The organism is Ruegeria sp. YTSA226 (assembly GCF_059609905.1).
In genome coordinates, this window is record NZ_JBXWMQ010000008.1 from 71,796 (window position 1) to 96,644 (window position 24,849).

General features: G+C 57.5%; 28 protein-coding genes. 9 read left to right on the forward strand and 19 right to left on the reverse strand.

Translation table 11 applies throughout. The features are described 5' to 3' along the window. Nucleotides 1-28 precede the first annotated feature (28 nt). Nucleotides 29-1,267, reverse strand: coding sequence for an aspartate kinase (locus AC2FFF_RS12435; protein WP_142638035.1), 1,239 nt, complete (start codon nt 1,265-1,267; stop codon nt 29-31). Between the two features lie 164 nt (nt 1,268-1,431). Between AC2FFF_RS12435 and AC2FFF_RS12440 the strand changes: the two genes are divergently transcribed. Then, complete coding sequence (locus AC2FFF_RS12440) at nt 1,432-1,788, forward strand: hypothetical protein (protein ID WP_142638033.1); 357 nt, start codon at nt 1,432-1,434, stop codon at nt 1,786-1,788. On the opposite strand, the gene AC2FFF_RS12445 is transcribed toward AC2FFF_RS12440, so the two are convergent. The 5 genes from AC2FFF_RS12445 to AC2FFF_RS12465 form a co-directional block, all read right to left on the reverse strand. After that, the gene (locus AC2FFF_RS12445; RefSeq protein ID WP_281973265.1) at nt 1,782-2,420 is read right to left on the reverse strand and encodes an SDR family NAD(P)-dependent oxidoreductase; all 639 of its coding nucleotides are present in this window, start codon (nt 2,418-2,420) and stop codon (nt 1,782-1,784) included. The genes AC2FFF_RS12440 and AC2FFF_RS12445 overlap by 7 nt on opposite strands. Nucleotides 2,421-2,423: 3 nt before the next feature. Further along, nucleotides 2,424-2,879: a DUF1178 family protein gene (locus AC2FFF_RS12450; protein ID WP_281973266.1), complete on the reverse strand. Its 456-nt coding sequence runs from the start codon at nt 2,877-2,879 to the stop codon at nt 2,424-2,426. A 70-nt stretch (nt 2,880-2,949) separates the two neighbouring features. Continuing rightward, nucleotides 2,950-3,408, reverse strand: a complete 459-nt coding sequence (locus AC2FFF_RS12455; protein ID WP_271950475.1) for an NUDIX hydrolase — start codon at nt 3,406-3,408, stop codon at nt 2,950-2,952. Between the two features lie 96 nt (nt 3,409-3,504). Beyond that, nucleotides 3,505-4,263 carry an EcsC family protein gene (locus tag AC2FFF_RS12460; protein WP_142638025.1) on the reverse strand — a complete coding sequence of 253 codons (759 nt, stop codon included), beginning with the start codon at nt 4,261-4,263 and terminating at the stop codon, nt 3,505-3,507. A gap of 53 nt (nt 4,264-4,316) precedes the next feature. Further along, nucleotides 4,317-4,811, reverse strand: coding sequence for a GNAT family N-acetyltransferase (locus AC2FFF_RS12465; RefSeq protein WP_496882960.1), 495 nt, complete (start codon nt 4,809-4,811; stop codon nt 4,317-4,319). Between the two features lie 71 nt (nt 4,812-4,882). On the opposite strand from AC2FFF_RS12465, the gene AC2FFF_RS12470 reads away from it, so the two are divergent. Both AC2FFF_RS12470 and AC2FFF_RS12475 read left to right on the forward strand, forming a co-directional pair. Next, nucleotides 4,883-5,488, forward strand: a complete 606-nt coding sequence (locus AC2FFF_RS12470; protein ID WP_281995771.1) for a flavin reductase family protein — start codon at nt 4,883-4,885, stop codon at nt 5,486-5,488. Then, nucleotides 5,488-6,126 carry a CatB-related O-acetyltransferase gene (locus AC2FFF_RS12475; RefSeq protein WP_281995770.1) on the forward strand — a complete coding sequence of 213 codons (639 nt, stop codon included), beginning with the start codon at nt 5,488-5,490 and terminating at the stop codon, nt 6,124-6,126. The genes AC2FFF_RS12470 and AC2FFF_RS12475 overlap by 1 nt, the downstream gene beginning before the upstream one ends. A 31-nt stretch (nt 6,127-6,157) precedes the next feature. On the opposite strand, the gene AC2FFF_RS12480 is transcribed toward AC2FFF_RS12475, so the two are convergent. Beyond that, on the reverse strand, nt 6,158-7,792 hold the full coding sequence (locus AC2FFF_RS12480; RefSeq protein WP_281995769.1) for a SulP family inorganic anion transporter: 1,635 nt from the start codon (nt 7,790-7,792) through the stop codon (nt 6,158-6,160). Between the two features lie 301 nt (nt 7,793-8,093). Between AC2FFF_RS12480 and AC2FFF_RS12485 the strand changes: the two genes are divergently transcribed. The 3 genes from AC2FFF_RS12485 to AC2FFF_RS12495 all read left to right on the forward strand — a co-directional run bounded on the left by AC2FFF_RS12485 (nt 8,094) and on the right by AC2FFF_RS12495 (nt 10,764). Continuing rightward, nucleotides 8,094-8,966, forward strand: coding sequence for an S-methyl-5'-thioadenosine phosphorylase (locus tag AC2FFF_RS12485; protein ID WP_281973267.1), 873 nt, complete (start codon nt 8,094-8,096; stop codon nt 8,964-8,966). A gap of 100 nt (nt 8,967-9,066) precedes the next feature. Beyond that, on the forward strand, nt 9,067-10,083 hold the full coding sequence (locus tag AC2FFF_RS12490; RefSeq protein WP_281973268.1) for a DUF418 domain-containing protein: 1,017 nt from the start codon (nt 9,067-9,069) through the stop codon (nt 10,081-10,083). Nucleotides 10,084-10,134: 51 nt separating this feature from the next. Continuing rightward, nucleotides 10,135-10,764, forward strand: coding sequence for a LysE family translocator (locus AC2FFF_RS12495; protein WP_281973269.1), 630 nt, complete (start codon nt 10,135-10,137; stop codon nt 10,762-10,764). A gap of 4 nt (nt 10,765-10,768) precedes the next feature. Here the strand turns inward: AC2FFF_RS12495 and AC2FFF_RS12500 are convergent, their stop codons facing one another. Next, nucleotides 10,769-10,942, reverse strand: coding sequence for a hypothetical protein (locus AC2FFF_RS12500; protein WP_185956707.1), 174 nt, complete (start codon nt 10,940-10,942; stop codon nt 10,769-10,771). A 314-nt stretch (nt 10,943-11,256) separates the two neighbouring features. Between AC2FFF_RS12500 and AC2FFF_RS12505 the strand changes: the two genes are divergently transcribed. After that, nucleotides 11,257-11,796: an adenine phosphoribosyltransferase gene (locus AC2FFF_RS12505; protein WP_142638010.1), complete on the forward strand. Its 540-nt coding sequence runs from the start codon at nt 11,257-11,259 to the stop codon at nt 11,794-11,796. Nucleotides 11,797-11,808: 12 nt separating this feature from the next. Here AC2FFF_RS12505 and AC2FFF_RS12510 read toward each other — a convergent pair whose 3' ends face one another. From AC2FFF_RS12510 to coxB, 11 genes are all read right to left on the reverse strand, one after another. After that, nucleotides 11,809-13,224, reverse strand: coding sequence for an FAD-binding oxidoreductase (locus AC2FFF_RS12510; RefSeq protein WP_281973270.1), 1,416 nt, complete (start codon nt 13,222-13,224; stop codon nt 11,809-11,811). A gap of 38 nt (nt 13,225-13,262) precedes the next feature. Continuing rightward, on the reverse strand, nt 13,263-14,081 hold the full coding sequence (locus tag AC2FFF_RS12515) for an MBL fold metallo-hydrolase (RefSeq protein WP_281973271.1): 819 nt from the start codon (nt 14,079-14,081) through the stop codon (nt 13,263-13,265). 104 nt (nt 14,082-14,185) lie between these two features. Further along, the gene (locus AC2FFF_RS12520; protein WP_271950493.1) at nt 14,186-14,770 is read right to left on the reverse strand and encodes a GNAT family N-acetyltransferase; all 585 of its coding nucleotides are present in this window, start codon (nt 14,768-14,770) and stop codon (nt 14,186-14,188) included. Then, nucleotides 14,770-16,032, reverse strand: coding sequence for a M16 family metallopeptidase (locus AC2FFF_RS12525; RefSeq protein ID WP_142638002.1), 1,263 nt, complete (start codon nt 16,030-16,032; stop codon nt 14,770-14,772). Before AC2FFF_RS12525 ends, AC2FFF_RS12520 begins: the two co-directional genes overlap by 1 nt. Beyond that, nucleotides 16,029-17,417 carry a threonine synthase gene (thrC, locus tag AC2FFF_RS12530; RefSeq protein WP_142638000.1) on the reverse strand — a complete coding sequence of 463 codons (1,389 nt, stop codon included), beginning with the start codon at nt 17,415-17,417 and terminating at the stop codon, nt 16,029-16,031. The genes AC2FFF_RS12525 and thrC overlap by 4 nt, the downstream gene beginning before the upstream one ends. Continuing rightward, nucleotides 17,414-18,091 carry an SURF1 family protein gene (locus AC2FFF_RS12535; protein ID WP_142637998.1) on the reverse strand — a complete coding sequence of 226 codons (678 nt, stop codon included), beginning with the start codon at nt 18,089-18,091 and terminating at the stop codon, nt 17,414-17,416. Before AC2FFF_RS12535 ends, thrC begins: the two co-directional genes overlap by 4 nt. A gap of 155 nt (nt 18,092-18,246) precedes the next feature. Next, entirely contained in the window at nt 18,247-19,062 is an 816-nt protein-coding gene (locus tag AC2FFF_RS12540) for a cytochrome c oxidase subunit 3 (protein WP_142637996.1), read from the reverse strand. Between the two features lie 22 nt (nt 19,063-19,084). Then, a complete protein-coding gene (locus tag AC2FFF_RS12545) occupies nt 19,085-19,660 on the reverse strand; it encodes a cytochrome c oxidase assembly protein (protein WP_142637994.1) in 576 nt (191 codons plus the stop codon). Then, entirely contained in the window at nt 19,660-19,821 is a 162-nt protein-coding gene (locus AC2FFF_RS12550) for a cytochrome c oxidase system small membrane protein (RefSeq protein WP_185956706.1), read from the reverse strand. Before AC2FFF_RS12550 ends, AC2FFF_RS12545 begins: the two co-directional genes overlap by 1 nt. Next, the gene (gene cyoE, locus AC2FFF_RS12555) at nt 19,818-20,774 is read right to left on the reverse strand and encodes a heme o synthase (protein WP_271950501.1); all 957 of its coding nucleotides are present in this window, start codon (nt 20,772-20,774) and stop codon (nt 19,818-19,820) included. Before cyoE ends, AC2FFF_RS12550 begins: the two co-directional genes overlap by 4 nt. 87 nt (nt 20,775-20,861) lie before the next feature. Further along, nucleotides 20,862-21,773 carry a cytochrome c oxidase subunit II gene (coxB, locus tag AC2FFF_RS12560; RefSeq protein WP_142637990.1) on the reverse strand — a complete coding sequence of 304 codons (912 nt, stop codon included), beginning with the start codon at nt 21,771-21,773 and terminating at the stop codon, nt 20,862-20,864. Nucleotides 21,774-21,949: 176 nt separating this feature from the next. Here coxB and tldD point away from each other — a divergent pair, with 176 nt between their 5' ends. Together tldD and dprA are read left to right on the forward strand one after the other, a co-directional pair. Continuing rightward, nucleotides 21,950-23,371, forward strand: a complete 1,422-nt coding sequence (gene tldD, locus AC2FFF_RS12565) for a metalloprotease TldD (protein WP_142637988.1) — start codon at nt 21,950-21,952, stop codon at nt 23,369-23,371. Nucleotides 23,372-23,609: 238 nt separating this feature from the next. Next, nucleotides 23,610-24,740, forward strand: coding sequence for a DNA-processing protein DprA (dprA, locus tag AC2FFF_RS12570; RefSeq protein ID WP_271950505.1), 1,131 nt, complete (start codon nt 23,610-23,612; stop codon nt 24,738-24,740). The last annotated feature ends 109 nt before the right edge of the window (nt 24,741-24,849 follow it).

Below are 24,849 nucleotides of genomic sequence, written 5' to 3' on the forward strand. Positions count from 1 at the left end.
TTTCAGGCGTGACCCTTGGCTGAATTGCTCAGGCCGCCTTGTCCAATTCAAAGGCATCATGCAGTGCCTGAACCGCAAGTTCCATGTATTTCCTGTCTACCAAGACGGAAATTTTTATCTCAGAGGTTGTAATGACCTTGATGTTGATACCCTCATCCGAGAGTATCTTGAACATTTTGGCCGCAACACCCGATTGCGAACGCATTCCAATCCCGACCACAGAAACCTTGCAGACATCATTATCTGCGACCAGGTCGGCATAGTTCAGCTCTCCCCGGTCTTTCACAGCCAACAGCGCCTTTTCGGCGCGCGTCACCTGATCCGTGGGGCAGGAAAAGGTCATATCCGTGCGCCCTTCGTCCGAGATGTTCTGAACGATCATATCCACATTCACGCCCGCGTCGCTAAGCGCCGTAAAGATGATCGAGGCGATACCGGGGCGGTCCGCCACGGAAACGACGGTCATCTTGGCCTCGTCACGAGAATAGGCCACACCGGCCACAACATTGGATTCCATGATATCCTCCTCGTCGCAGACCAGCGTACCGGCCTCGTCGGATTGTTCTTCAAAACTTGAGAGAACGCGCAATTTCACTTTATATCGCATCGCCAGCTCAACCGAGCGGGTTTGCAGCACCTTAGCCCCAAGCGAGGCCAGTTCCAGCATTTCTTCGAATGAGATCCGATCCAGCTTACGCGCTTTTTGGCAGATGCGCGGGTCGGTCGTGTAAACGCCGTCTACATCGGTATAGATGTCGCAGCGCTCGGCCCCGAATGCGGCAGCAAAGGCCACCGCAGTGGTATCCGACCCGCCACGGCCCAGTGTCGTGATACGGCCTTCAGGGCTGAGACCCTGGAAACCCGCGACAACGGCCACTTTCATGCCCTCGCCGAATTTCTGGTTCAGGTTGTCGGTCGGAATATCCTCGATCCGGGCCTGGCTGTGGGCGCTGGTGGTCAGCAACGGCACCTGCCAGCCCTGCCAACTGCGGGCTGGTACGTCCATCTCTTGCAATGTCAGCGCCATAAGGCCGGCGGTGACGTTTTCCCCCGAAGACACCACGGCGTCATATTCGCGCGCATCAAACAGTGGCGAGGTTTCGTTGACCCAGCCCACCAGCTCGTTGGTCTTGCCCGACATGGCCGAGACGATGACGATCACGTCATAACCCTTGGCCACCTCAACGCCGATGCGCTTTGCAGCACGGCGGATACGGTCCAGATTTGCGACGGATGTGCCGCCGAATTTCATCACGAGTACGGGCATGGGGGCTGATGTCTCCGCGCCTTGGAATTCAGATCCCGTGCGTCTTATGCGAGGGGGGCCGCAAGAGCAAGAGTGCAATACCGCATCAGTCGGGGCCTAGCATCGCTTTACAACCGCGTATGACGGTGTAAGCCTGACGCATCAAATTCACTACGAGGTATTCAATGCACCGTCTTGCCCTTGTCCTTGCCCTATTTTCCACACCTGCGGCGGCGCAAGTCGCCTCGCTGACCGGCACCGACGGTCAAAACGCCTTGGGGAAGGTGCCCTGTGCGACCAGCCCAGGCGAGGCGATGCGCACTTGCAACGCCGAAATGCGGCGCCGTGACGACGGCAGCTCTACGCTTGCGGTTGCGATGGGAAATGGCGAAGTCCGCAACATCTATTTCACCGATGGCATCCCGGATTCAACAAATTCGGCAGCTAAGATCACCTATGAAAACCGAGGCGATGTTATGGTGATTTTCGTTGATCCCGGTGAGGTATATGAGATCCCTAAAGTCGCTCTTGCCCGTCAGTAAGGGTGCGACTGGCCTTCATAGGTTTCAAAGCACCCGGTACTTTCAAGTGACAGAGTATCGAAACGGTTGATTAGGCCCTGAACAGCCTTATCAACCGTGATATCAGCCCCGGTCCCACCCATATCCGTCTGAACCCAGCCGGGATGGTAAATGCCTACTGAAATGCCGTCGCCGCGCAGGTCCACAGCAAGATTGCGCCCCAGGTTCAGAACCGCCGCCTTGGACGAGCGGTAGATATAGCTGCCACCAGGCGCCCGCGTGTGCGAGGCCATCTGCGAGGATAAAATCGCAATCTTTCCCTGTGCCGCGCGCAGATTGGGCAACAAGGCCTGAACTGTCAGAAAGACCCCCGTCACATTGGCAGCGAAACTCTGCGCCCACATTTCGGCGGGGTAGCCATCGATGGTTTGGGATTTATCCAGATATACACCGGCATTGCAGACCAGCAGATCAACAGGGCGCATTGCCAGTTTTTCCGCCATCGCTTTATGTTGTTTTGGGTCTGTTACATCCAGCGCCACCTCCGCGCTGCCATCCCGAGCCGTGCCCGTTACATCGCATCCTTGCGCCCGATACCTGTCCGCCAGAACCTTTCCGATCCCCCGCCCAGCACCGGTGATAACAACATGCATGGGCTAGTTCGTCTTGCGCGAAGGTACGAAAGGCAGCGGCGCAACAGGAACGCCGTCATCGATCAATGCCCTGGCTTCTTCTGGCTTGGCCTCGCCATAGATCGCACGTTCCGGCGCGTCGCCCAAATGTATCTTACGGGCCTCTTTGGCAAAATCCTTGCCAACATAATCCGAGTTGTCCTCGACTTTGCGCCGCAGCTCAGAAAGGGCTTTCTCGACATCAACGCTTGGCGTAGCCATGTTGACGACCTCATCCCGAGATGTCGGAACCGTGGCACGAGATTCGACCGTACGTCCGGGGCGGACACGCGGGGTCATGATTGCTTTTTCAACTTGCGGATCACCGCACACAGCGCATGTCACCATGCCCGCGGCGGCAAGTTTGTCGTAAGCGGCGGCTGATTGAAACCAACTGTCAAAGCTGTGACCGCTATTACATTTCAACGCATATTGAATCATGTTCTGTCCAGATGTCGGATGCCAAATAGATACCAACCACTATTGCAATGGCAAGCCCCTGAGGGGGACATCAGTGATACAAATGCTCTACATTGCGTAACAATGATGCAAGATCGGGCGAATTAACCCGAGAGGCGGCATGTCCCAGCGAAAACCACCTGCGCTTGCGCTCTTGCCATTCAGGGTATCGCGCGGCCAGGGATTTGACCACCAGCGGATAGACATCGACCAGATAAACCGCTGATCCTTTCTTGTACCTCCGCTTGTAATGCAGGAACTGCCCAAAGGCATTTGGAGTGCAAGTACCGGTCACACCCGCCTCTTCCCAGGCTTCTTGACTGGCTGTCCCGGAGGGTGAGAGGCCTTCGATCAAATTCCCCTTGGGTATTATCCAACGACCGGAACCACGCGTTGTAATGAGCAACACCTGAGGCGTGCCGCGTTGGACACGATAGCACAGAGCTGCCGATTGCCGTACGACTCGCACAGTGCCCGCTTGATGCAGGTTGAGTTGCCTTTGCTCGATCACGTCCTGCTGCCTCTCCAGGGAACGTTTTATCCGCCTGCCCGGTGCGCTTTTGCGCTTATTTATCGGACCTGCGCCTGAAGAATGCCATATGAAGCGTTATTTTTCAATCCCTTGCATCCGCGCCTCAAGTTTGCGGATCAGAACCTCATGCGGAATATCGGCATCTACTGACAGCCGCCTCAGGCCAAAATGGACGCGGGCGATCTGTTGGTAATAGCGTGTATAGACATAATTCGTACCGCCGCCGGCTATGGCGCCCAACACAGGCACAGATTGCGCAGCCAGTTTTTGCCCCAAAACCACCGCCAGTTTCGGGGCAACGGCAGATATCAGCTTTTGCAAAGCTGGGCCTGTCAGGGTCAGGCGCGCCGAAAAGAAACCCAGATCCGCGCCGTCATCGAAAGACATCGGACCAGCGGCTGACAATACCCGGACACAGTCGAATTTGACACCATCCTCAGAAGGGTCAAACCCTTCGCGCGCCGCAGCGCCCTGAATTGAACGCAGCAGCATAGTCGTGGTTGCTGGTAACTCCATCAATGCGGTCGGAACGCCACCGATACCGCCTGCAGCTCCCATGGCTGTCGTCAGGGCCGTATTGACCCATGGCAACTGATCGGGCACCGCCCTACGCGACCCTTCAGCCGCGTTCATCGCAATCCAAAGCGCCTTTTCTGTCGCCCCGGTTAGGACTTCGCGCACAGATGGCGGCAGCTGTTCAAGCAATGACTCTGCCGAGCCACCGACACTGTTCAACAACTTGACGCCCGGCCCTCCGGCGGATTGGTAAAATCCGGCCAAACGGTCCAGTTCCGCTTCGGCATTGAGTTTTCCGACAAGAACCATGTCCTGCATAAGTACCCTCCTGCCCCCAGAACATCGGCACTTACCGCAACGGTTTCAATAGCTCAGCGGTTCCAGCGGGTTACCGGACCAGTTATTCCGTCCCATCCGCCGGGTATCAGGTCCACGCCCAGAACCCGATCCGGGTTGGTTGGCGGGGGCATCTCGACCCCGGTCAGACGGGTGAAACCAAACCGAGCATAATAGGGTGCATCCCCGACCAACATGACCCTGTCCCAACCCTTGGTTCGCCCGGCCCGCAATCCTTCATGGATCAAAAATCCACCCAGTCCTTCACCTTGATGGGTCGGGTGGACGGCCACAGGGCCCAAAAGCAGCGCGTCCTGATCGCCAACATGCACGGGCCAGAATCTTATTGCACCGGCCAGGATATCCTGCCCGTCCCGCACCACTTGTGACAAGCCTGACATTGGCGGAACATCATCGCGCAGGCGATACGAAGACAGCGCTTCGCGCCCGGGCGCAAAGCACAAATCGTACAAAGCCTCGACTTCCCACCAATCGTCCGGCTCCTCCGGCCTGATCACGAATTGCTGCACCCTGCCCTCTTTTCCTAGCTGGAATTCGCCCTAGCACTTCGTTACGCCTTGGGCAAACGCTTGGAGACCTTATGTTCTATCGCCCAGAAGACGGCCATGGCCTGCCACACAATCCGTTCAACGCCATCATCACCCCCCGCCCGATCGGCTGGATATCAACCCGTGGCGCGGATGGGACCAACAACCTCGCGCCCTATTCGTTCTTTAATGGTGTGGCCTACACACCTCCGCAGGTCATGTTTGCCTCGACCGGAACCAAGGCCGATCAGGACGGTGGAAAGGACAGCATCACCAATATCGAGGCAACAAGCGTATTCTGCGTGAACGTTGTCGCCCACGCCCACCGCGACGCAATGAACGCCAGTTCAGCCGCGCTGCCCAAACATGTCGACGAGTTCAAACACGCCGGCCTTACTGCAATCGAATGCGAGACCATCCCCTGCGCCCGTGTCGAAGGTGCCCCAGCCGCATTGGAATGCAAGCTCACGCAGATCGTGACCCTGCCCGGACAGGCGAACCGGGTTGTGTTTGGCGAAGTGACAGGAGTGCATCTGAACGACGACCATATGCGGGATGGCAAATTCGATGTGACGTCTTTCAAACCACTGGCACGGCTTGGCTACCGGGATTATTCGGTTGCGTCCGAGCTGTTCAGCCTTTCAAGACCGGATGACTAATGCCTTTACCTGACGCATCGCGCCGATACCCAATCACATTGCCTGACGGCTCGGACCACCCGGGAACGGTCTTACTGTCTCAGGCTATCGACCACCCCAGAATAGAAGCCGGTGAATACAGCTATGCGTCGGATTTCGACGCACCAGAGGATTGGGCGCAACGCCTTGCCCCTTATCTATTCCCGTTTTCCCGCGAAAAACTTGTCTTGGGTAGATTCTGTCAAATCGCCCACGGCGTCCGGTTCATCACTTCATCGGCCAATCACGCCATGAGCGGGGCGACATGCTATCCTTTTCCCGTTTTCGATCCCGAAAAGCTGTTGGAATATCAACCTGACAGGCGCGATACCGTGATCGGAAATGACGTTTGGATCGCATACGGTGCCTTGATCATGCCTGGCGCTGAAATCGGAGATGGCGCCATTATCGGTGCAGGATCCGTCGTGCGCGGAACAGTACCGCCTTATGCAATCGTGACAGGCAATCCTGCAGAAGTACGACGGTATCGGTTTGAGGCCGGTACAATCGACCGGCTGCTTGCTTTGAAGTGGTGGGATTGGCCAACTGATCTGATTACCGAAGCCAAAAGTGCTCTGCTGTCCGGAAACGTCGATATGCTGGAGCGTTTAGCCCCCTAAAAAAGGCGGCCCATTTGGCCGCCTTTCACAATCAGTGCCCACCCAGAATGCCGGTGCGAACAGAATAATCGACCGCCAGCGCGTAATCGGGGTCATCGTCGCTGTCGACCATCAAATGGCCTGCCTTGTTCAGCAGTTTGTGACAGTCACGACTGAGGTGACGGAGCATGACGCGCTTTCCTGCGGCTTCATATTTCGAAGCGATGTTCTCGATGGCCTGCAATGCCGACTGATCCACCACACGGCTTTCGGCAAAATCGACAATCACGGTTTCCGGGTCGTTTGAAACGTCGAATATCTCAACAAATCCCTCGGACGAACCAAAGAACAGCGGCCCTTGAATCTCGTAGACCTTTGCGCCTTTTTCCGTCAGTGAATCGCGGGTGATTGCATGGATACGCTTGGCGTTATTCCAAGCATAAGCCAGGGCCGAGACGATCACACCAACAACAACCGCTACCGCCAGGTCCTCCATCACAGTCACGACTGTCACCAGCACGATGACAAACGCGTCCATCAAAGGCACTTTGCGCATGATCTTGAACGAATTCCAGGCGAAGGTCCCGATCACCACCATGAACATGACCCCGACCAAAGCGGCCAATGGAATCTGCTCAATCAGCGGGGAGGCGAACAGGATGAATACCAACAGGAACAGCGCCGCTGCGATACCGGCAATGCGCGTACGCCCACCTGATTTCACGTTGATCATGGACTGACCTATCATGGCACAGCCGCCCATGCCTCCGAAAAAGCCAGTGGCCACATTGGCAAACCCTTGGGCGATACATTCTTGCGAGGCACCGCCACGTTTGCTGGTGATTTCGCCAACAAGGTTCAGCGTCAGAAGCGACTCGATCAGGCCAATCGCTGCCAATATTACGGCGTATGGCAGGATGATCTCAAACGTCTCCCAGTTCAGCGGCACCATCGGGATGTGGAACGGCGGCAAGCCACCTTCGATCGAGGCAAGATCGCCCACCCGTGGGACGTCCAGTCCAAAACCAATCACCAATGCTGCGACGACCATGATCCCTGCCAAAGGCGCCGGGACAATGCGTGTAATGCGCGGCACGATAAGGATCACCGCCATAGTCAGGCCGACCAGACCCAACATGGTAAAAAGCTGAATACCGGAAAGCCATTCGCCACCGCTCATGCCATGGCCCGTGTTTTCCATGCTGCCGGGAACTTTGAACTGGCCCATCTGGGCCAGAAAAATCACGATGGCCAATCCGTTCACAAACCCCAGCATCACTGGATGCGGTACCAGCCTGATAAAACGCCCCCAGTGCATCGCCCCTGCGATCAGCTGCAGTATTCCCATCAAAACCACTGTAGCGAAGAGGTATTCGACCCCATGTTCTGCCACCAAGGCAACCATCACCACGGCCAGCGCCCCGGTTGCGCCCGAAATCATACCCGGACGTCCACCGATCAGTGCAGTGATCAGCCCCACCATGAACGCAGCATACAAACCAACCAGAGGATGCACGCCCGCGACAAACGCAAAGGCCACCGCCTCAGGGACCAAAGCAAGTGCAACCGTCAGGCCGGACAGCAGCTCGATCCGAAGGCGCGAGACGGTCAGGCCCTCATCCGGAACCCAACGAAGATCAGGTTTGGCGATACGATTGGCAAAGCTTGCCAGCATAGCTCGGGGCATAGGGCGTCCTGTTGGTTTATGGGTTCGCGCGAAAAAGGGACTTCTATCTGTGAACCGGTTTTTGAGCCACCGCATCAGGCGGGAGGCTGATATGCGCAGCACGCATAGCACATATCTCGCGAATAGGTGAATTGATGTCGGTTCGTTGCCGTCACACCTTGGCTTGATGCTCTGCCTGGCTCGGATAGCAACGACCCAAACCCCTGCGAAAAAGTGATAGAACCACTGGGCGTTCACCCTTGTCAAACCAGGCAGCCCAGCGCACAAATCATTGAACAAGCACCGTAATCGGAGAAAACCAGTGACCCAGACCAAGATTGCCGTCATCGGCGGATCAGGCATTTACGACATCGACGGATTGGAGAATGCGCAATGGGTCTCGGTTGAAACGCCTTGGGGTAAACCTTCGGACCAAATACTGACCGGCGCGCTGAACGGGATCGAGATGGCGTTCCTGCCTCGCCACGGGCGTGGCCACATTCATTCGCCGACGGACGTGCCCTATCGCGCCAATATTGACGCGCTGAAACGTCTGGGGATCACGGATGTGATCTCGATCTCGGCCTGCGGATCATTCCGCGAGCATATGGCGCCCGGAGATTTTGTTGTCGTCGACCAGTTCATCGATCGCACCTTTGCGCGGGACAAAAGCTTTTTTGGCTCTGGCTGCGTGGCCCATGTCAGCGTTGCACACCCAACCTGCCCGCGCTTGTCAGATGCTTGTGAGACTGCTGGCAAGGCCGCCGGCATCACCGTTCATCGCGACGGCACCTATCTGGCGATGGAGGGGCCGCAGTTCTCGACACTGGCAGAATCCAAAATGTACCGCGAGCATTGGGGCTGCGATGTGATCGGAATGACCAACATGCCCGAGGCTAAACTCGCCCGAGAAGCCGAGCTTTGTTATGCTTCGATCGCGATGGTCACCGACTATGACAGTTGGCACCCGGACCATGGCGAGGTCGACGTGACCGCCATTATCGCCACCCTGTCCGGGAACGCCGAAAAAGGCAGGGCGCTGGTCAAGGGCTTGCCAGAGTTGCTGGGGGCAGAGCGCCTGCCCTGCCCGCACGGGTGTGACCGGGCGCTGGAATACGCGATCCTGACCGCGCCAGAAAAGCGTGATCCGGCGCTGCTGGCGAAATTGGACGCAGTCGCGGGGCGGGTGCTCTAGCGATTGGTATCAGCGCCTATTCCGGTCGGCCGCATCAGTACTTAACCGAAAGGCAGCCTTTTAAGTTCGGTACGGGCGGCAGGGAACGAAGAGGATAGGAATGAAACGGCTCGAGGCCCTGGACGCCGCACGCTTTCTGGCATTTTGCGGCATGGTGCTGGTGAACTTTCGCATCGCGGCGCAGGTCAAACCGGTAGATGACTGGGCATCGGCGCTTGTCGATGCACTGGAAGGTCGTGCTGCTGCATTGTTTGTCATTCTGGCCGGGATCGGTATTGGCCTGTCCAGCCCTTCTGCTGGAATTCTGTTACGACGGGCTGCATTTCTGTTCGTACTTGGCCTGATCAACATGACCATGTTTGAGGCCGATATCCTGCATTTCTATGCATTGTATTTTGTTGTCGGCGCGGCGTTTCTGTCCTCGTCCATCTTTGGTTTGTGGCTTGGGGCATGCAGTGTCGTTGTCCTGGCTGTTCTCGCCAATCTTATCTTTGACTACAATCAGGGATGGGATTGGGTTTCCCTGACCCATACCGACCTGTGGACGATACAGGGCTTTGTACGAAACTTGCTGTTCAATGGTTGGCACCCCGTTCTACCTTGGGCAGCGTTCTTGCTGATCGGTATGGCGATTGGGCGATCGCAACTACAGACGGTCTGTGTTCAGCACCGGTTGATCATGTGGGGATTTGGCGCAGCGGTTCTGGCCCTGTTTCCGCAAAAGCTGACAACCGATCCTGACCTGGCCGCCTATCTGGGCACTCAATCCATCCCTCCGGGGCCGATTTACATTTTGGCCGGGGCTGGAACCGCCTGTGTGGTGATCGGCCTGTTGCTAAAGCTCTGGCCGCGGATTCAAGGGCTGGGCGCCGCGATGGCGCTGACTGCGCCTGGGCGGCAAAGCCTGACGCTGTATATCGCACATATCGTGATTGGGATGGGCATTCTGGACGAGTCCGACCTGCTGGACGGATCGCTCAGCGCACCACAGATCGCTGGCTACGCCTTGGGTTTCTGCGTGCTGTCCTCAGGATTTGCGCTGCTATGGTTTCTGCGCTTCAGACGCGGACCACTTGAGGCGTTGATGCACCGCGTGACCCGGCCCTCAGGGGCTTGACCTTTGCCCATCACCAAAGCTTGATACTGGCGTATCTTAATCAGAGATCACATGCCCTTTGACATCTGGCTGGCCTTTGTGGCCGCATCCACCGCTTTGCTGCTGATCCCCGGCCCCACTGTTCTGCTGGTGCTCAGCTATGCGCTGTCCAAAGGCCGCAGCGTTGCCGTAGCCTCGGCCACCGGGGTGGCGGTTGGCGATTTGGTGGCCATGACAGCCTCATTGCTGGGATTGGGGGCGTTGGTGCTGGCCTCAGCTACGTTGTTTTCTGTCCTAAAGTGGGTCGGCGCGGCCTATCTGGTCTGGCTGGGCATCAAGTTACTGCGCAGCGCCCCATCGGCGGGGCTGCAAGCGGTTGAACCTGACGCAGATATCACTGCGCGAGGCGTCTTTGGTCACGCGGCCGCTGTAACCGCCCTGAACCCCAAATCGATTGCGTTCTTTATCGCCTTCGTGCCGCAATTCCTGCGCCCTGCCGAACCTATGGGCCCTCAATTCGCGATCCTGATAGGCACCTTCGTCGGGCTGGCCTGGTTGAACGCATTGGCCTATGCCCTTTTGGCAGATCGGCTGCGCCATATGATCGGCCGCGCAAGCACCATTCGCGCATTGACGCGTTTCGGGGGGCTGACCCTGATCGGTATGGGGATCGCCACGTCAATCCTGCGTCGCCCGGCCTGAGGGCCTAATCTACAGCGTGATCCTTCATAAATCCGCGAATAAACCGCCTGATTTCCCGCGCCGCCGACGTGTCGAGTTCCCTGCACAGCTCTACAAAAGCATCGCGCTCGCCACGATCCAGCCGCAGAACCAGCTGGCTGTCCTTTTTGACTGAAATCTTACGATCTGTCCCTGACATGCACTTTGTCTCCAAAAGACTTCAGAAGAAATAAAACGTATATACTTAGTATATATATAAAACATATGATGGGCAGCTAACAACCTTGCGGAATCTTTGCAAGTAGCCTGTGTTCAATTCAGGTAATTCTTTTTCGGAACCAACGCATTGGCTAAAAAAGACGACGTCTCGGAAAACCTATCTGGTTTTTTCGGTGAGATAGGCAATCGCACGTTCTAGGAAGATTGCAAGCCAGCACGTTCATTCTGTTCTTGCATGACCGTCCCCGATGGGCCAAACAACCCAGCGTGTTTTGACGCCAGAAGGGGTTGGTCATGTCAAGAAACAAGTCGGTCAAGGATTACATCCGAACCATCGTCGATTTTCCGCACGAAGGGATCATGTTTCGGGATGTCACCACCTTGTTTGCGGACCCGCGCGGGTTTCGCATGGCGATTGACCAGATGTTGCACCCCTATGCTGGCGAACAGATCGACAAGGTCGTGGGGCTTGAGGCGCGCGGTTTCATTTTGGGCGGCGCCATCGCTCATCAGCTGAGCGTCGGTTTCGTCCCCATCCGCAAAAAGGGCAAGCTGCCCGGCACAACAATCAGCCAAGATTACACGCTGGAATATGGCGAGGCTATCGTCGAGATTCACGATGACGCCATCCAACCGGGTGAGAAAATTCTGGTCGTGGATGACCTGCTAGCCACCGGAGGCACCGCCGCCGCCGGGATCAAACTGATCGAACGGCTGGGCGGCGAGATCGTGTCATGTTCCTTCATCATTGACCTGCCAGAACTGGGCGGGCGCAAGGTTCTGGAAGAGATGGGCATGGATGTTCATGTCCTGTGCGAATTCGAAGGACTCTGACGGATCCCGCACTTACAGCCGCAGGACCGCGCCGGGATTCATGATCCCTTTGGGGTCCAACGCCGATTTGATCGCCCGCATCGCGCTCAGTTTGACCGGATCGCCATATCGCTCCAGATCTTCGGTCTTCAATCGCCCGATACCGTGCTCTGCGCTGACAGAGCCCTGGAACTCATGCACAAGGTCATGAACGGCCCTTTTTACCTTTGCACTTTCGGCGTCATACTCTGACCGGGAATGCCCGTTTGGCGGAAACACATTGTAATGTAGGTTCCCGTCGCCCAGATGCCCGAAACAGTTCACCCGATACGGACCAAGCGCGGCCACAACATCTGCACCACGCCGGATAAATTCTGGGATGGCCGAGATCGGCACCGAGATATCGTGGCTTGAGACCGACCCGATCAGCCGGTTTGCATCCGGAATACGCTCGCGCACGGCCCAAATATCCCGGCGCTGCGCCTCACTTTGTGCAATCACCGCATCCGTGACCAGCCCACGTGCCTCAGCGGCCTCGTACAGCACCTCAAACGCGGTTTCAGGTGATTGGCCCATCGACAAGCCAATCTCGATCAGTACAGACCATTCGGGCGGCTCGGCAAAGGCCTGCCGCGTGTCTGGCAGAACCTCACTCAGGAACAAAAGACCCTGTTGGTGAAGCAATTCAAATGCACTGACGCTGTCCCCCATGAGGTCCCGCGCCAGCGCCAGCAAATCAACCGCCGCTTCGGCAGAGGTGACCTGAACCATGGCCGTTCCAACCGCCTCAGGGCGGGGAAACAGCTTGAGTGCCGCCGCAGTGATGATCCCTAGCGTCCCTTCGGCTCCGATCAAAAGATTGCGCAGATCATACCCGGTATTGTCCTTTCGCAACCGGCTGAGCCCATGCCAGATTTCGCCACTTGGTAGAACCGCCTCAAGGCCCAGACACAGGTCACGGGCGTTTCCATAGCGCAACACGTTAACCCCCCCTGCATTTGTCGACAGGTTCCCTCCGATCCTACATGACCCCTGTGAGGCAAGGGAAAGTGGAAATAACCGGTTCGCGCCTTCGGCAGCCGCCTGCACATCTGCAAGGATCACACCACCTTCTGCAATCATCACATTCTCTGTCGGATAGACAGCCCGGATGGCTGTCATCCGCTCTAGCGAGATCAGCAAAGGCGCAGGCCCGTCCGACGTCACCTGACCGCCAACCACACCGGTGCCGCCCCCATATGGCACCACCGGGACCGATGCCTCGGCAGCCAATCGGATCAGAACCGCCACCTCCTCGGCCGTTCTGGGCACCGCAAGCACCCCCGCCTGCCCGGAAATCCGACGGCGCGGCTCCTCGAGATATCGCGCGGTGACCGGTCGCAGCACTTCATCCGGCAAGGCGGCGCGAATTGATTGGGCGAATTGATCGTCTGCGGGATTCAGGGTCATGCCCATTCCTTGCCCAAGGCAACAGGTCCCGACAAGCCCTATTCCAACTCGATCAGGTATTGCGGCTCTAACACAACCACCGTTGGCCGGTCCGGAAGTGAGCGCAGGGATACGGTGATTTCCGACACGCCATCGCGCTCAACCGGGAAATCGCCCCTGACATCCGCCAGAAACCGATCCAGCGAATAGTCTGAAAACCAATGCATCGGAATGATGACCGAACTCTTCAACCGTTTCAGAACTGTAATCATTTCGGGCAGCGGCATGGTCGTTCCACCATCCACCGCTGCCATAACAACATCCAACCGTCCAAGGGCCGCAAATTGCGCGTCCGATGGGACGTGGTGCAGATGACCCAGATGCCCGATACACAAGCCCGCCACCTCAAACACAAAGATCGAATTGCCACGTTCTTCGACCCCGCCATAGACGGACCGGATATCGGTCGAGACATTGCGCACCAACATCTCTTCCAGATCCAGGTGATGTTCGATCCCCTGCCCGAATACACCCCAACCCGGCAGCACATGCGGGATGGCTGGATCGGGATGCGCGGTCCAATGCGTGCCATGGGCGTGGTTCATCGTCACCACATCGGGAATCAAGCTGGCCCCGCCGATAAAGCCGGTAAAATCCGTCACAGCGTTCAACCCGCCCGGTGTCTGGATCAGGAATGACGCATGCGCGACATAGCTGATCCGGACGGAATACTCCGGCACCGGATCTTGCCACCCCGCTTTATGCAGGTATTCGATCCCTGGTGCCGCATCCGCAATGGCGATGCAATGGCTTGGCCGCCACTCCTGTGCCACAGCCCCGCCCGAGATCACCAAAAATGAAAAAACCACCCAGCGCATAACGTGATTGTAGCGCAAGTGCCCGCCAAGTCATGCCCCTAGTTCATCTGGCCTAAAATACCTCGGGGTTTGGGGCAGAGCCCCAATGGCCTCACCGAGGCCACCTACCCGGCTTCGGTCTTCCCGCGCCGGTCTGAGCGCAGGCAGGCATATAACACATGCGTTCGCCAGCGCCCGTCAATCTGCAGATAGGACTGCGCCACGCCTTCGTATTTAAAGCCCGAGCTTTCCAGCAACCCACGCGAAGGTTTGTTTTCGGGCAAACACGCCGCCTCGATCCGACTCAGGTCCAACCGCGTGAAGGCATGATGGACCACCGCGCCAATAGCTTCGCGCATATAGCCGTTGCGGGCAAAAGCCTGACCGGTCCAATAGCCCAGGGTCCCCGCCTGTGCCGGGCCACGGCGCACATTGTCCAGCGTGATCGCACCAACCAGCAGGTCATCAGAGCGCCGGAACAGGAACAACGGAATCGCCGTCCCGCTCGCAACAGATCGCTGCGCCCAGTAGACCCGGTTGGTAAAGGACTTCCGGCTCAGATGATCCGAAGCCCAGATCGGCTCCCACTGGGTCAGAAAATCTCTGGACGAGCGCCGCAGCGCTGCCCAGTCATTAAAGTCGGAGTGCACGGGCGGGCGCAAGCTGAGCCGCTCGGTTTCAAGTTTCAGCTTGCGTCTGCCCAGAAGCATCACGCCGCGCGCCTCTCCTGCAAGTCCGCGAGTGTGGGTGCACCTGATACCGGACCATACAGCGCCAGCGCCGCTGGCGCTTGTGCTGCTATCTGCTCGGCAAAGCTGCGGACATCTTCGGTGCTGACCGCGTCAATCTTGGCAACAGTATCCTCAAGCGACGGCACCCGTCCCCAGATCTGCACCAGACGCGCCAGACGCTCGGCCCGGTTCGAGGGGCTTTCCAGCCCCATCAGCATTCCGGCCTTCATTTGCGCACGAGCACGCGCGACCTCTTCGGGGCTCATATCCTCGGCGGCACGTTTCATTTCGTCAATGGTGATCGTCGCCAACTCACCGATCTGATCCGCAGATGTCCCCGCGTAGATCGTAGTAGTGCCGGTGTCGGCATAGGCGCCAGCCTGGGCAAAGATCGTATAGCAAAGCCCGCGCGTTTCCCGCACTTCCTGAAACAAGCGCGAAGACATACCCCCGCCCAGCGCGGTCGAATAAATCTGCGCGGTATAGATCGCGTCGTCGCGATAGCCGGGGCTTTCCAGCGCCAAAGCGAAATGAGCTTGCTCCAGTTCTTTCTCCTGCCGCGCCTCACCACCGGTAAATCGGGCCACTTCAGGGATCAAACCCTTGCGTGGTTGCAGGTGACCAAACATCTCTTCGGCCGTTTTCATCAGTGCATCGTGATCCACCGCACCAGCAGCGGATAGGATCATCTGTTCAGGGCCATAATGCTCGGCCACGAAACCCGACAGATCCTCGCGCGAGAATGCGCTGACGCGTTCAGTGGGGCCAAGTATGGTCCGGCCCAGGGGCTGATCGTGATAGCTCTGCTCTTGCAGCCAGTCAAAGATTACATCGTCGGGCGTGTCATAGGCCTGACCGATTTCCTGTAGGATCACACCGCGTTCGACCTCAATCTCGCGCGGATCGAAGATCGGGTTCAGGACGATGTCACCGATGACATCCATCGCCAGCGCCACATCGTCTTTTAGAACGCGCGCGTAATATGCCGTCACCTCGCGCGAAGTATAGGCGTTGATATACCCGCCCACATCCTCGATCGCTTCGGCAATTTGCAGCGCGGATCGCCGTTTGGTTCCCTTGAACGCCATATGCTCAAGGAAATGGGCTATGCCATTCTGTTCGATCCGCTCATTGCGCGCACCGGCGGTTACCCAGATGCCTATGGCCGCAGATTGCAGCCCCGGCATATGTTCACTGACGATACGGAAGCCGTTCTTCAGTTGGTCTTGTCTGACAGTCACTCGGCGATATGCCCTTTGATATGATCCTCAAGGGCGCCCAGATCATTGGCGATGCGGGTCACCCGTTCCGGACGTTCATACAGATCAGACATGCGAGAGGGAAGAGGCGGATGTACGCCACTCGCATTCTCGACCGCAGCCGGGAACTTGGCCGGGTGTGCAGTCGCCAAAGTGATCATCGGGACGTTCGCGTCGCGGTGCTCCTCGGCAACTTTGATACCCACGGCAGTATGGGGGCAGACCAGTTCGGTGCTGTGGGCCAGCGTGGCTGTGATCGTCGCCAGTGTTTCCTCTTCGGACACGCGGCCCGAGTCGAAGCTTTCGCGCAACGCTTCCATCGCGCCTTGGCTGACATTGAAGCCGCCCGTCTTCAGCTCGTCCATCAGCTGAGCCACAGAATTGCCATCCTCGTCATAGGCATAATACAGCGCCCGTTCAAAGTTCGAGCTGACCTGAATATCCATCGAAGGACTGATCGAAGGGATCGTGTCTCCCTTGAAATACCCTTCGCCTGCCAGACACCGATGCAGAATGTCATTCTGGTTGGTCGCCACTACCAAGCGGTCAATCGGCAATCCCATGCGTTTGGCCAGATAGCCCGCAAAGATGTCCCCGAAATTACCCGTAGGCACGGTAAAGCTGACCTTGCGATGTGGCGCGCCAAGGCTGACCGCAGCTGAGAAGTAATAGACGATCTGTGCCAGCACGCGGGCGAAGTTGATCGAGTTCACCCCCGCCAGTTTCACACCGTCACGGAAGTCGAAATCGTTGAACATATCTTTCAGCGCGGCCTGACAGTCGTCAAAGTCCCCGTCGACGGCCAGAGCATGCACATTGCTGTCCGAAGGTGTGGTCATCTGACGACGCTGCACCTCCGAAACGCGGCCATGCGGATACAGGATAAACACGTCTACCGCATCCAGCCCCCGGAACGCCTCAATCGCGGCCGAACCGGTATCACCGCTGGTCGCGCCCACGATAGTCACCCGATCCCCGCGACGCTTCAGCGCTACCTGGAACAACTGACCGATTAGCTGCATGGCGAAGTCTTTGAAGGCCAGTGTCGGGCCGTGAAACAACTCCAGCAGGAAGTGGTTCTCGTTCAACTGCTTCAACGGTGCGCGGGCGTCATGGCCGAACCCTTTATAGGCGCGGGCAATGATCTGTTTGAACTCATCTTCCCCAAATGATCCGCTGACATAGGGCCACATCACACGAAAGGCGATCTCCTCATAGGACAGGCCGGCCAAAGCAGCGATGTCATCCTGGCTCATCACCGGGATCTCGGCGGGCAGATACAGGCCGCCGTCGCGGGCCAGCCCGGTCAGCATCGCCTCTTCAAAACTCAGTTCGGGCGCCTGCCCGCGGGTTGAGACATATTTCATTGCGCTTCACTTTCTGATGGGGCGCGACCGCGCCACAGGAAATAACCAGTCATCGCAGCCCAGACCAAAGCCAGGCCAAACCATGTGATCGCGTATCCCAGATGATCATTCGGGATGCCCGCAGTGTCCACTGGCAGAGGGGTCACATTCGGATCGGTTTGGGACCGTGCGATCAGCAGAACCGGGTCGGTTCCCAGAGCTGCGGCAAGAGCGGGAACATCGCGGGCAAACCAGATATTAGCAGACAAATCGGGTTCGGGCGTATAGCCGTCGATCTCATCCGGCCAGTGCAGATTGCCCGTCAGTTCGATCTGCCCGGTATGTCTTTCAACCTGTTTGGCAGTGGTTGGGATAAAACCGCGATCGACCAGAATAGTCCGGTCGCCAGTATCGAAAGCTTGGATAACTCGATAGCCAGCGCCTACTTGTTTCACCGAAACCAGAACATGGATTTCACCCGGCTGCATCTCACCCTGGACGAAAACCGGTAAGTACTTGTCCCGTGTCTCGGAAGGCTGCTGCGGCAGGGAAACAGGTTCGGCGGAGATCCGGTCGTTAATCTCGGCCAACACGTCTTGTTTCCACCCAAGCCGCTGTACCTGCCAGACGCCCAGCGACACAAGTACGCCCAGACCGGCGAGCCCGAAGATCAGCAGGAAAGTTATGCGGCGCATGGCGGGGTCAAACCTTGTTGCAGAAACCGGCGTCTTGTTAAGGGCGGTGTGAACTGAATTGCAACCACCCATTTGTATCGGGTGCAATCTTGCACCCTGATAGAGAAAAAGCCGCCCGTGGGGGCGGCTTTTGCAATTTTTTTACCGGTCCGGCGTCAGATCAAAGGGGCTTGTCCCCAGATATAGACTGCGAAGAACAGGAACAGCCAGACAACGTCAACAAAGTGCCAGTACCAGGCCGCGGCCTCGAAACCGACGTGCTTTTCCGGCGTGAAATCACCCTTCAGTGCCCGGATCAAACAGACCGACAAGAAGATGGTGCCGATAATCACGTGAAAGCCGTGAAAGCCGGTTGCCATGAAGAAGTTCGAATAGAACTGATCACCACCGAATTTCCAGCCCTCATGAGCCAGCAATTCGTAGTACTCAAAGCCCTGCAGAGCGGTAAAGGCGATGCCCAAAACGATACCAATAGCTAGGCCGTTGATCAGCGCCTTGCGGTCATTGTCATGCACCAGCGCGTGGTGCGCCCAGGTGATGGCACAGCCCGAAAGCAGCAGGACCAGCGTGTTGATCAGCGGCAAGTGGAACGGGTCAACCGCGTGGATATCCGGCTGGATGTACTCGGTGCCCGCATAGTCGTACATCGGGTACATACGGTGTTTGAAGAACGACCAGAACCAGGCGAAGAAGAACATCACCTCGGACATCACGAACAGGATGAACCCATAGCGCAGGCCAATGCGCACGACCGGCGTGTGATCGCCCACACGGCTTTCGGCCACCACTTCGGACCACCAGGCGAACATGGTGTAAAGAACCGCAACAAGACCGGCCCAGAACATGTAGGAGGTGACGCCGTGCATCCAGAGGACGGCCCCGAACAACATTACAAAGCCGCCCGCGGCGCCGATCAGTGGCCAGATCGAAGGGGTCAGAATGTGGTAATCATGATTTTTTGCGTGTGCCATCAGCGTCCCTCACCTACAGGCGTTAGTTCTTGTTTGTATCAGCCTGAACATCAAGGGCGGCATAGCCCTCGGGCAGGTCAATTTCGTAGAATGTATACGACAGAGTGATCGTATGCACATATTTGGCTTCCAGATCCTCGACCATTTCGGGATCGACGAAAAAGCTCACCGGCATCTGAACCCGTTCTCCGGGTTGCAACACCTGTTCTTCAAAACAGAAACAGGCGATCTTCTGGAAATACCCACCGGCCGAATAAGGCGCAACGTTGTAAGAAGCCTGACCGGCAATCGGGCGGTCCGTGGGGTTATATGCCTCATAGAAGGCCAGGCCCGTTTCACCGATGCGGATTTCCATCTGGCGCTCGACCGGCTTAAATTCCCAGGCCATGTCTTTCGCCTTTGAGGCGTCAAAGCGAACGGTAACAGTGCGCTCAAGGATGTCCTCTGGCGCGGCTTCAGCCACTCCGGTTGTGCCGCCATACCCGGTGACCCGGCAAAACCAGTCGTAAAACGGTACCGAAGCCCAGGCGAGGCTGCCCATCAGAACAACAACGCCGACGGTTTGCACGACGGTTTTTTGCGGCCCCGTGAGCGCCATCAGTTCTGCACCTCTTGCATGGCCCTGTTAAAATCGGTCCCTGAGACTTTGACGATCGTCAGCCCAAAGATCAGCACGATGAATGCAGCAAGCGTCAGGCCAACGCCCAGATTTCGGCTGAACCGACGTTGATGCAACTCATGGCTTTTGCGCAGGCTCATGCCCAGCCTCCCAGCCCGTAAGGCCTCAGCAGTGCTTCGGCAAGGATCGCGCCGAAATGCAGGAAAAGATACAGCAGCGAGAGCTTGAAAAAGCCACGCTCAACTTTGAAGTTATCAGCCTCGGAGTCATCCTCGGTCCGACGCGAGATTGCCCATGCTCCGCGCAGGAACAACGCGTTCAGTACAATAGCGACGGTCAGATAGATCGGGCCGCCGATTGCCGAAAAGCCGGTTCCAATCGCAAGCACTGCCAGCAGAACGGTGTAGACCAGAATATGCCAGCGCGTCGCCCGCCGACCATGGGTTACCGTCAACATCGGCACACCCGCATCGTCGTAATCCGACCGCATAAACAGGGCCAGCGCCCAGAAATGCGGCGGCGTCCACATGAAGGTAAGGGCAAACATCAGCCAAGGTTCGACGGACATGGATCCGGTTGCAGCGACCCAGCCGATGACCGGCGGGAAAGCCCCAGCTGCGCCGCCAATCACGATGTTCTGTGGCGTCGAGCGCTTGAGCCACATCGTGTAGACAACGACATAGAAGAAGATGGTGAAGCCCAGAAAGGCTCCGGCGAACCAGTTGGTTGCAAGACCCAGCATGATCACCGACAGGCCGGACAGTGCCAGGCCCAAGGCCATCGCTTCGCCCTCTTGTACCTTGCCCGACGGTATGGGGCGACCTTTGGTGCGCTTCATAACGCGGTCGATATCTGCATCCCACCACATGTTCAGCGCGCCGGATGCGCCACCTCCGATGGCAATGAACAATATCGCGCAGAACCCAACGAACGGATGTACCGGTACCGGCGCTGCCAGCAGACCAACAAGCGCCGTGAATACAACCAGCGACATCACGCGCGGCTTCAGCAGGGCGAAGTAATCGCCAAAGCTGGCCTCATTCGCATACGCTTGGGCGGTCGTTTGGCTTGCATTGATGCTTGCGTCGCTCATCTCGGGTCCTTTTGGGGCGAAGGCTGTGCGATCTCTCGCACAGCCTGCATCTAGTAGCAGGCGGGACGCATCCCACCCTTACTGAAATCAGTTCGAAGCGACCTGATAGTTCTGCGGCAGGCCCGCATACTCGTCGATCGCACCTTTCAGCCAAGCGTCATACGCCTCTTGGCTGACAACTTTGACAGTGATCGGCATATAGGCATGGTCCTTGCCGCACAGTTCCGAACACTGGCCGAAATAGATGCCTTCCTTTTCGGCCTCAAACCACAGCTCAGCCAGGCGTCCGGGTACACCGTCCTGCTTCACACCGAAGGACGGAATGGTCCAGGAATGGATCACGTCGGACGCAGTAACTTGCATCACGATGACCTTGCCAACCGGGACAACAACCGCTGTGTCGGTGGCCAGCAGCCACTCATCGTCGCTATACCCTGCGTCTGCCAGCTTGGCCCGCATCGCGTCATCCAGGACAAACGCCGTCACGTCCGCATCGGCGGGGCGGGTACCTTCGTCCAACGTGGCCGGATGGCCGAGCAGATAGCTGTCGAATGCAAAATCGTGATCGACATACTCATATGTCCAATACCACTGGTTGCCGACAACCTTGATAACGACATCACCTTCGGGAATTTCCTGCTGCTTGAACAGAACCGGCAGAGAGAAAGCACCGATGAATACCAGAATCAGAATCGGACCCAACGTCCAGACGATCTCGACCGGAGTATAGTGCGAGAATCGCGCCGGGGTCGGGTTGACGCGTTGGTTATAACGCATGATGCAGTAAACCAACAGGCCCGCAACGAATATGCAGATCGCGGTAATAATCACCAGAATCATATTATCCAGGCGATGAATCCCCTCGGCAAGGCTAGTGGCTGCAGGCTGGAATCCTATGCCGCCGTCAACCGGCTGACCAATAATCTCAAGCTCCTGAGCCATGGCGGGAAGGCTGGAGAGGGCTGTCATAAGCCCCGAAAGCTTCAAAGCGTTCTTCATTTTCTGTCCTGATCGTTTGATCTTTGCGTCCCTGGCGAAAAGGTGTGAATCGGCCACACCTCACCCGTTGTCTTTGGCCGCGTTAAAAACCATATTCCTGCGGGTAGATAAAGCAAAATGCTTGCGTCAAACAGACGCTATTTTTGATCTGGATCAAACTCGAAAGGTCCCAAGAGATGCCCAACGACCCGTTTCGCCCGTTTGAAAGCGCTCTTCCACATGACGAAGCGCTTGCGGTACTGCAATCCGCCACCGCCGGGGCCGAGGACGGAGAACTGTACGTTGAACGCCGGAAATCCGAGTCTCTGGTCTTTGATGACGGGCGCTTGCGGACCGCTTCTTATGACGCGTCCGAAGGTTTCGGCCTGCGCGCCGTACAGGGCGAAGTGGCAGGCTATGCGCATTCAACGGACGTCTCGATTCCTGCCCTGAAACGGGCCGCCGAGACCGCGCGGCTGGCGGTCGGTGATGGTGGCGGAACGCTAGCTGATGCCCCCCGGGCCACCAACAAGCGCCTTTATACAGACGAAGACCCTATCGAATCTGCCAGTTTCCCCGTCAAAATCGAAACATTGCGCGAGATTGACGCCTTTGCCCGTGATCTTGATCCGCGTGTAGTACAGGTCAGCGCCACTATTGCTGCTGCGGTGCAGGAAGTTGAGATTCTGCGCCCTGACGGCATTCTGGTCCGCGATGTCCGCCCCATGACCCGGTTGAATATCTCGGTCATCGTGGAACAGAACGGCCGTCGTGAGAGCGGCTCGACCGGTGGAGGTGGCCGGATCGGCCTGGACGGGCTGATCGACCCAACCGACTGGCAGGATAAAGCCCGCGAGGCCCTTCGCATCGCCATGGTCAACCTCGAGGCTGTTCCCGCCCCTGCGGGCGTGATGGAGGTCGCACTGGGCCCTGGCTGGCCTGGCATCTTGCTGCACGAAGCAATTGGCCACGGCCTTGAAGGGGATTTCAACCGCAAGGGCAGTTCCGCCTTTGCCGGGCTGATGGGTCAACAGATCGCCTCCAAAGGCGTCACGGTCGTTGATGACGGCACAATCGCCGACCGGCGCGGATCAATCAGCGTCGATGATGAGGGCACACCCAGTTCGCGCACGGTGCTGATCGAAGACGGCATCCTGACCGGATATATGCAGGATCGCCAGAACGCCCGTCTGATGGGTGTTGCGCCAACCGGGAATGGGCGGCGTCAAAGCTATGCCCATAAACCAATGCCACGGATGACAAATACAATCATGCTGGGTGGCGATGCCGATCCCGCCGCTTTGGTAGCCGATATAAAGGATGGCATCTGGGCCGTAGGCTTTGGCGGCGGTCAGGTGGATATCACCAACGGCAAATTTGTGTTTTCCTGTACCGAGGCATACCGGGTTGAAAACGGCAAAATCGGCGCGCCGGTCAAAGGGGCAACATTGATTGGCGATGGCCCCTCTGCCCTCAAACGCGTTCGCGGGTTGGGCAACGACATGGCCTTGGATCCGGGAATGGGCACTTGCGGCAAGGATGGTCAATGGGTGCCTGTGGGCGTTGGCCAACCTACGGTCCTGATGGATGGGCTGACGATTGGCGGATCGGCGGCCTAATTAGAATCGGTCACTGCTTCCAAAGCGCAGGGTTAACGCCCGCTTTGGATATGCATTGATACTTTGCGGAGAGGTGTTTTCCGACTTCCGACTCGGCTGTATTTTTTGCCGTTGATTTTCAACAACCTACGCAACTGAGACACCCGAGCCTCGAAATATATCCGGAAAATTTGACGGGATTCACACGCTGTTAACCCTGGCAGCCGTAAACCAGTTCTGCAATCAGACGGAGCAACGGATGACCGAAGAGCAGCTTTCTTCCAATCACCCCACACTCCCACCCACCACGGAAGAGGATCGGTTTTCCTGGCTTCGTCTGTTGCGTTCTCGCAAAGTGGGCCCGGCGACGTTTCGGCGGCTGCTTCGCGAACATGGCTCGGCGCAGAATGCGCTGGCCGCGCTGCCGGAAATGGCACGCGCTGCCGGAATAGAAGGGTATGAAATCTGCCCGCCCGGCGTGATTGAGGCGGAACTCAAGGCCGCAAAAGCTGCCAATGCGCGGCTTTTGTGCCTAGGGTCCGCCGATTTCCCATCCGCTTTACATGATCTGAATGATGCTCCGCCAATGTTGTGGGCAATCGGTGACACCTCTCTTTTACAGCGCCCCTCGGTCGCTATGGTCGGTGCCCGCAACTGCTCATCTCTGGGCGCGCGAATGGCGCGCGGATTGGCGACCGATCTGGGAAAACAGGGTTATGTGATCGTTTCTGGCCTGGCCCGCGGGATTGATACCGCGGCGCACCTAGCCACGGTTGAAACAGGCACCATCGCCGTTATGGCGGGGGGGGTCGACGTGGTTTACCCTGCTGAAAATACCGATCTTGCCGCTGAAATCGCAGGTTCCGGGCTGCGCGTCTCGGAGCAACCCATGGGCGTCACGCCACAGGCGCGCCATTTCCCGCGTCGCAACCGGATCATCTCGGGCCTGGCAAAGGCCGTTATTGTGGTCGAAGCCGCCGCCAAATCCGGCAGCCTGATTACAGCGCGCGACGCCTTGGACCAGGGGCGCGATGTTCTGGCTGTGCCCGGACACCCGTTTGACGCACGCGCGGCTGGCTGCAACCTGCTGATCCGCGACGGTGCTACTTTGATAAGGTCTGCAGAAGATGTGATCGAAGCGCTACCGCAGCAAGCGAACCTATTCGAACCCCAGCAAATGCTCCAAAAGAATTTACCCCGCACACCATGCTCAACCAATGACCTGGAACGCCTAATTCTGACCCGGCTCGGCCCCTCTCCTATCGCCGAAGACCAGTTGATCCGCGATGTTGAGGCAACGGCGGGTGAAATTGCCCCGGTTTTGGTCGATCTGGAACTGGACGGACGTATTCAACGCCAACCCGGGGGTCTTCTGTCATTGACCGCCTGAGTGTTGGATATCCAATCTTACACATGTATCCCATTGAAATCGCCTATAAATCCTTGCTTTCAAAGGAACGCATTGACAATTCGCTCTTGCCCTACACATCTTGCACACT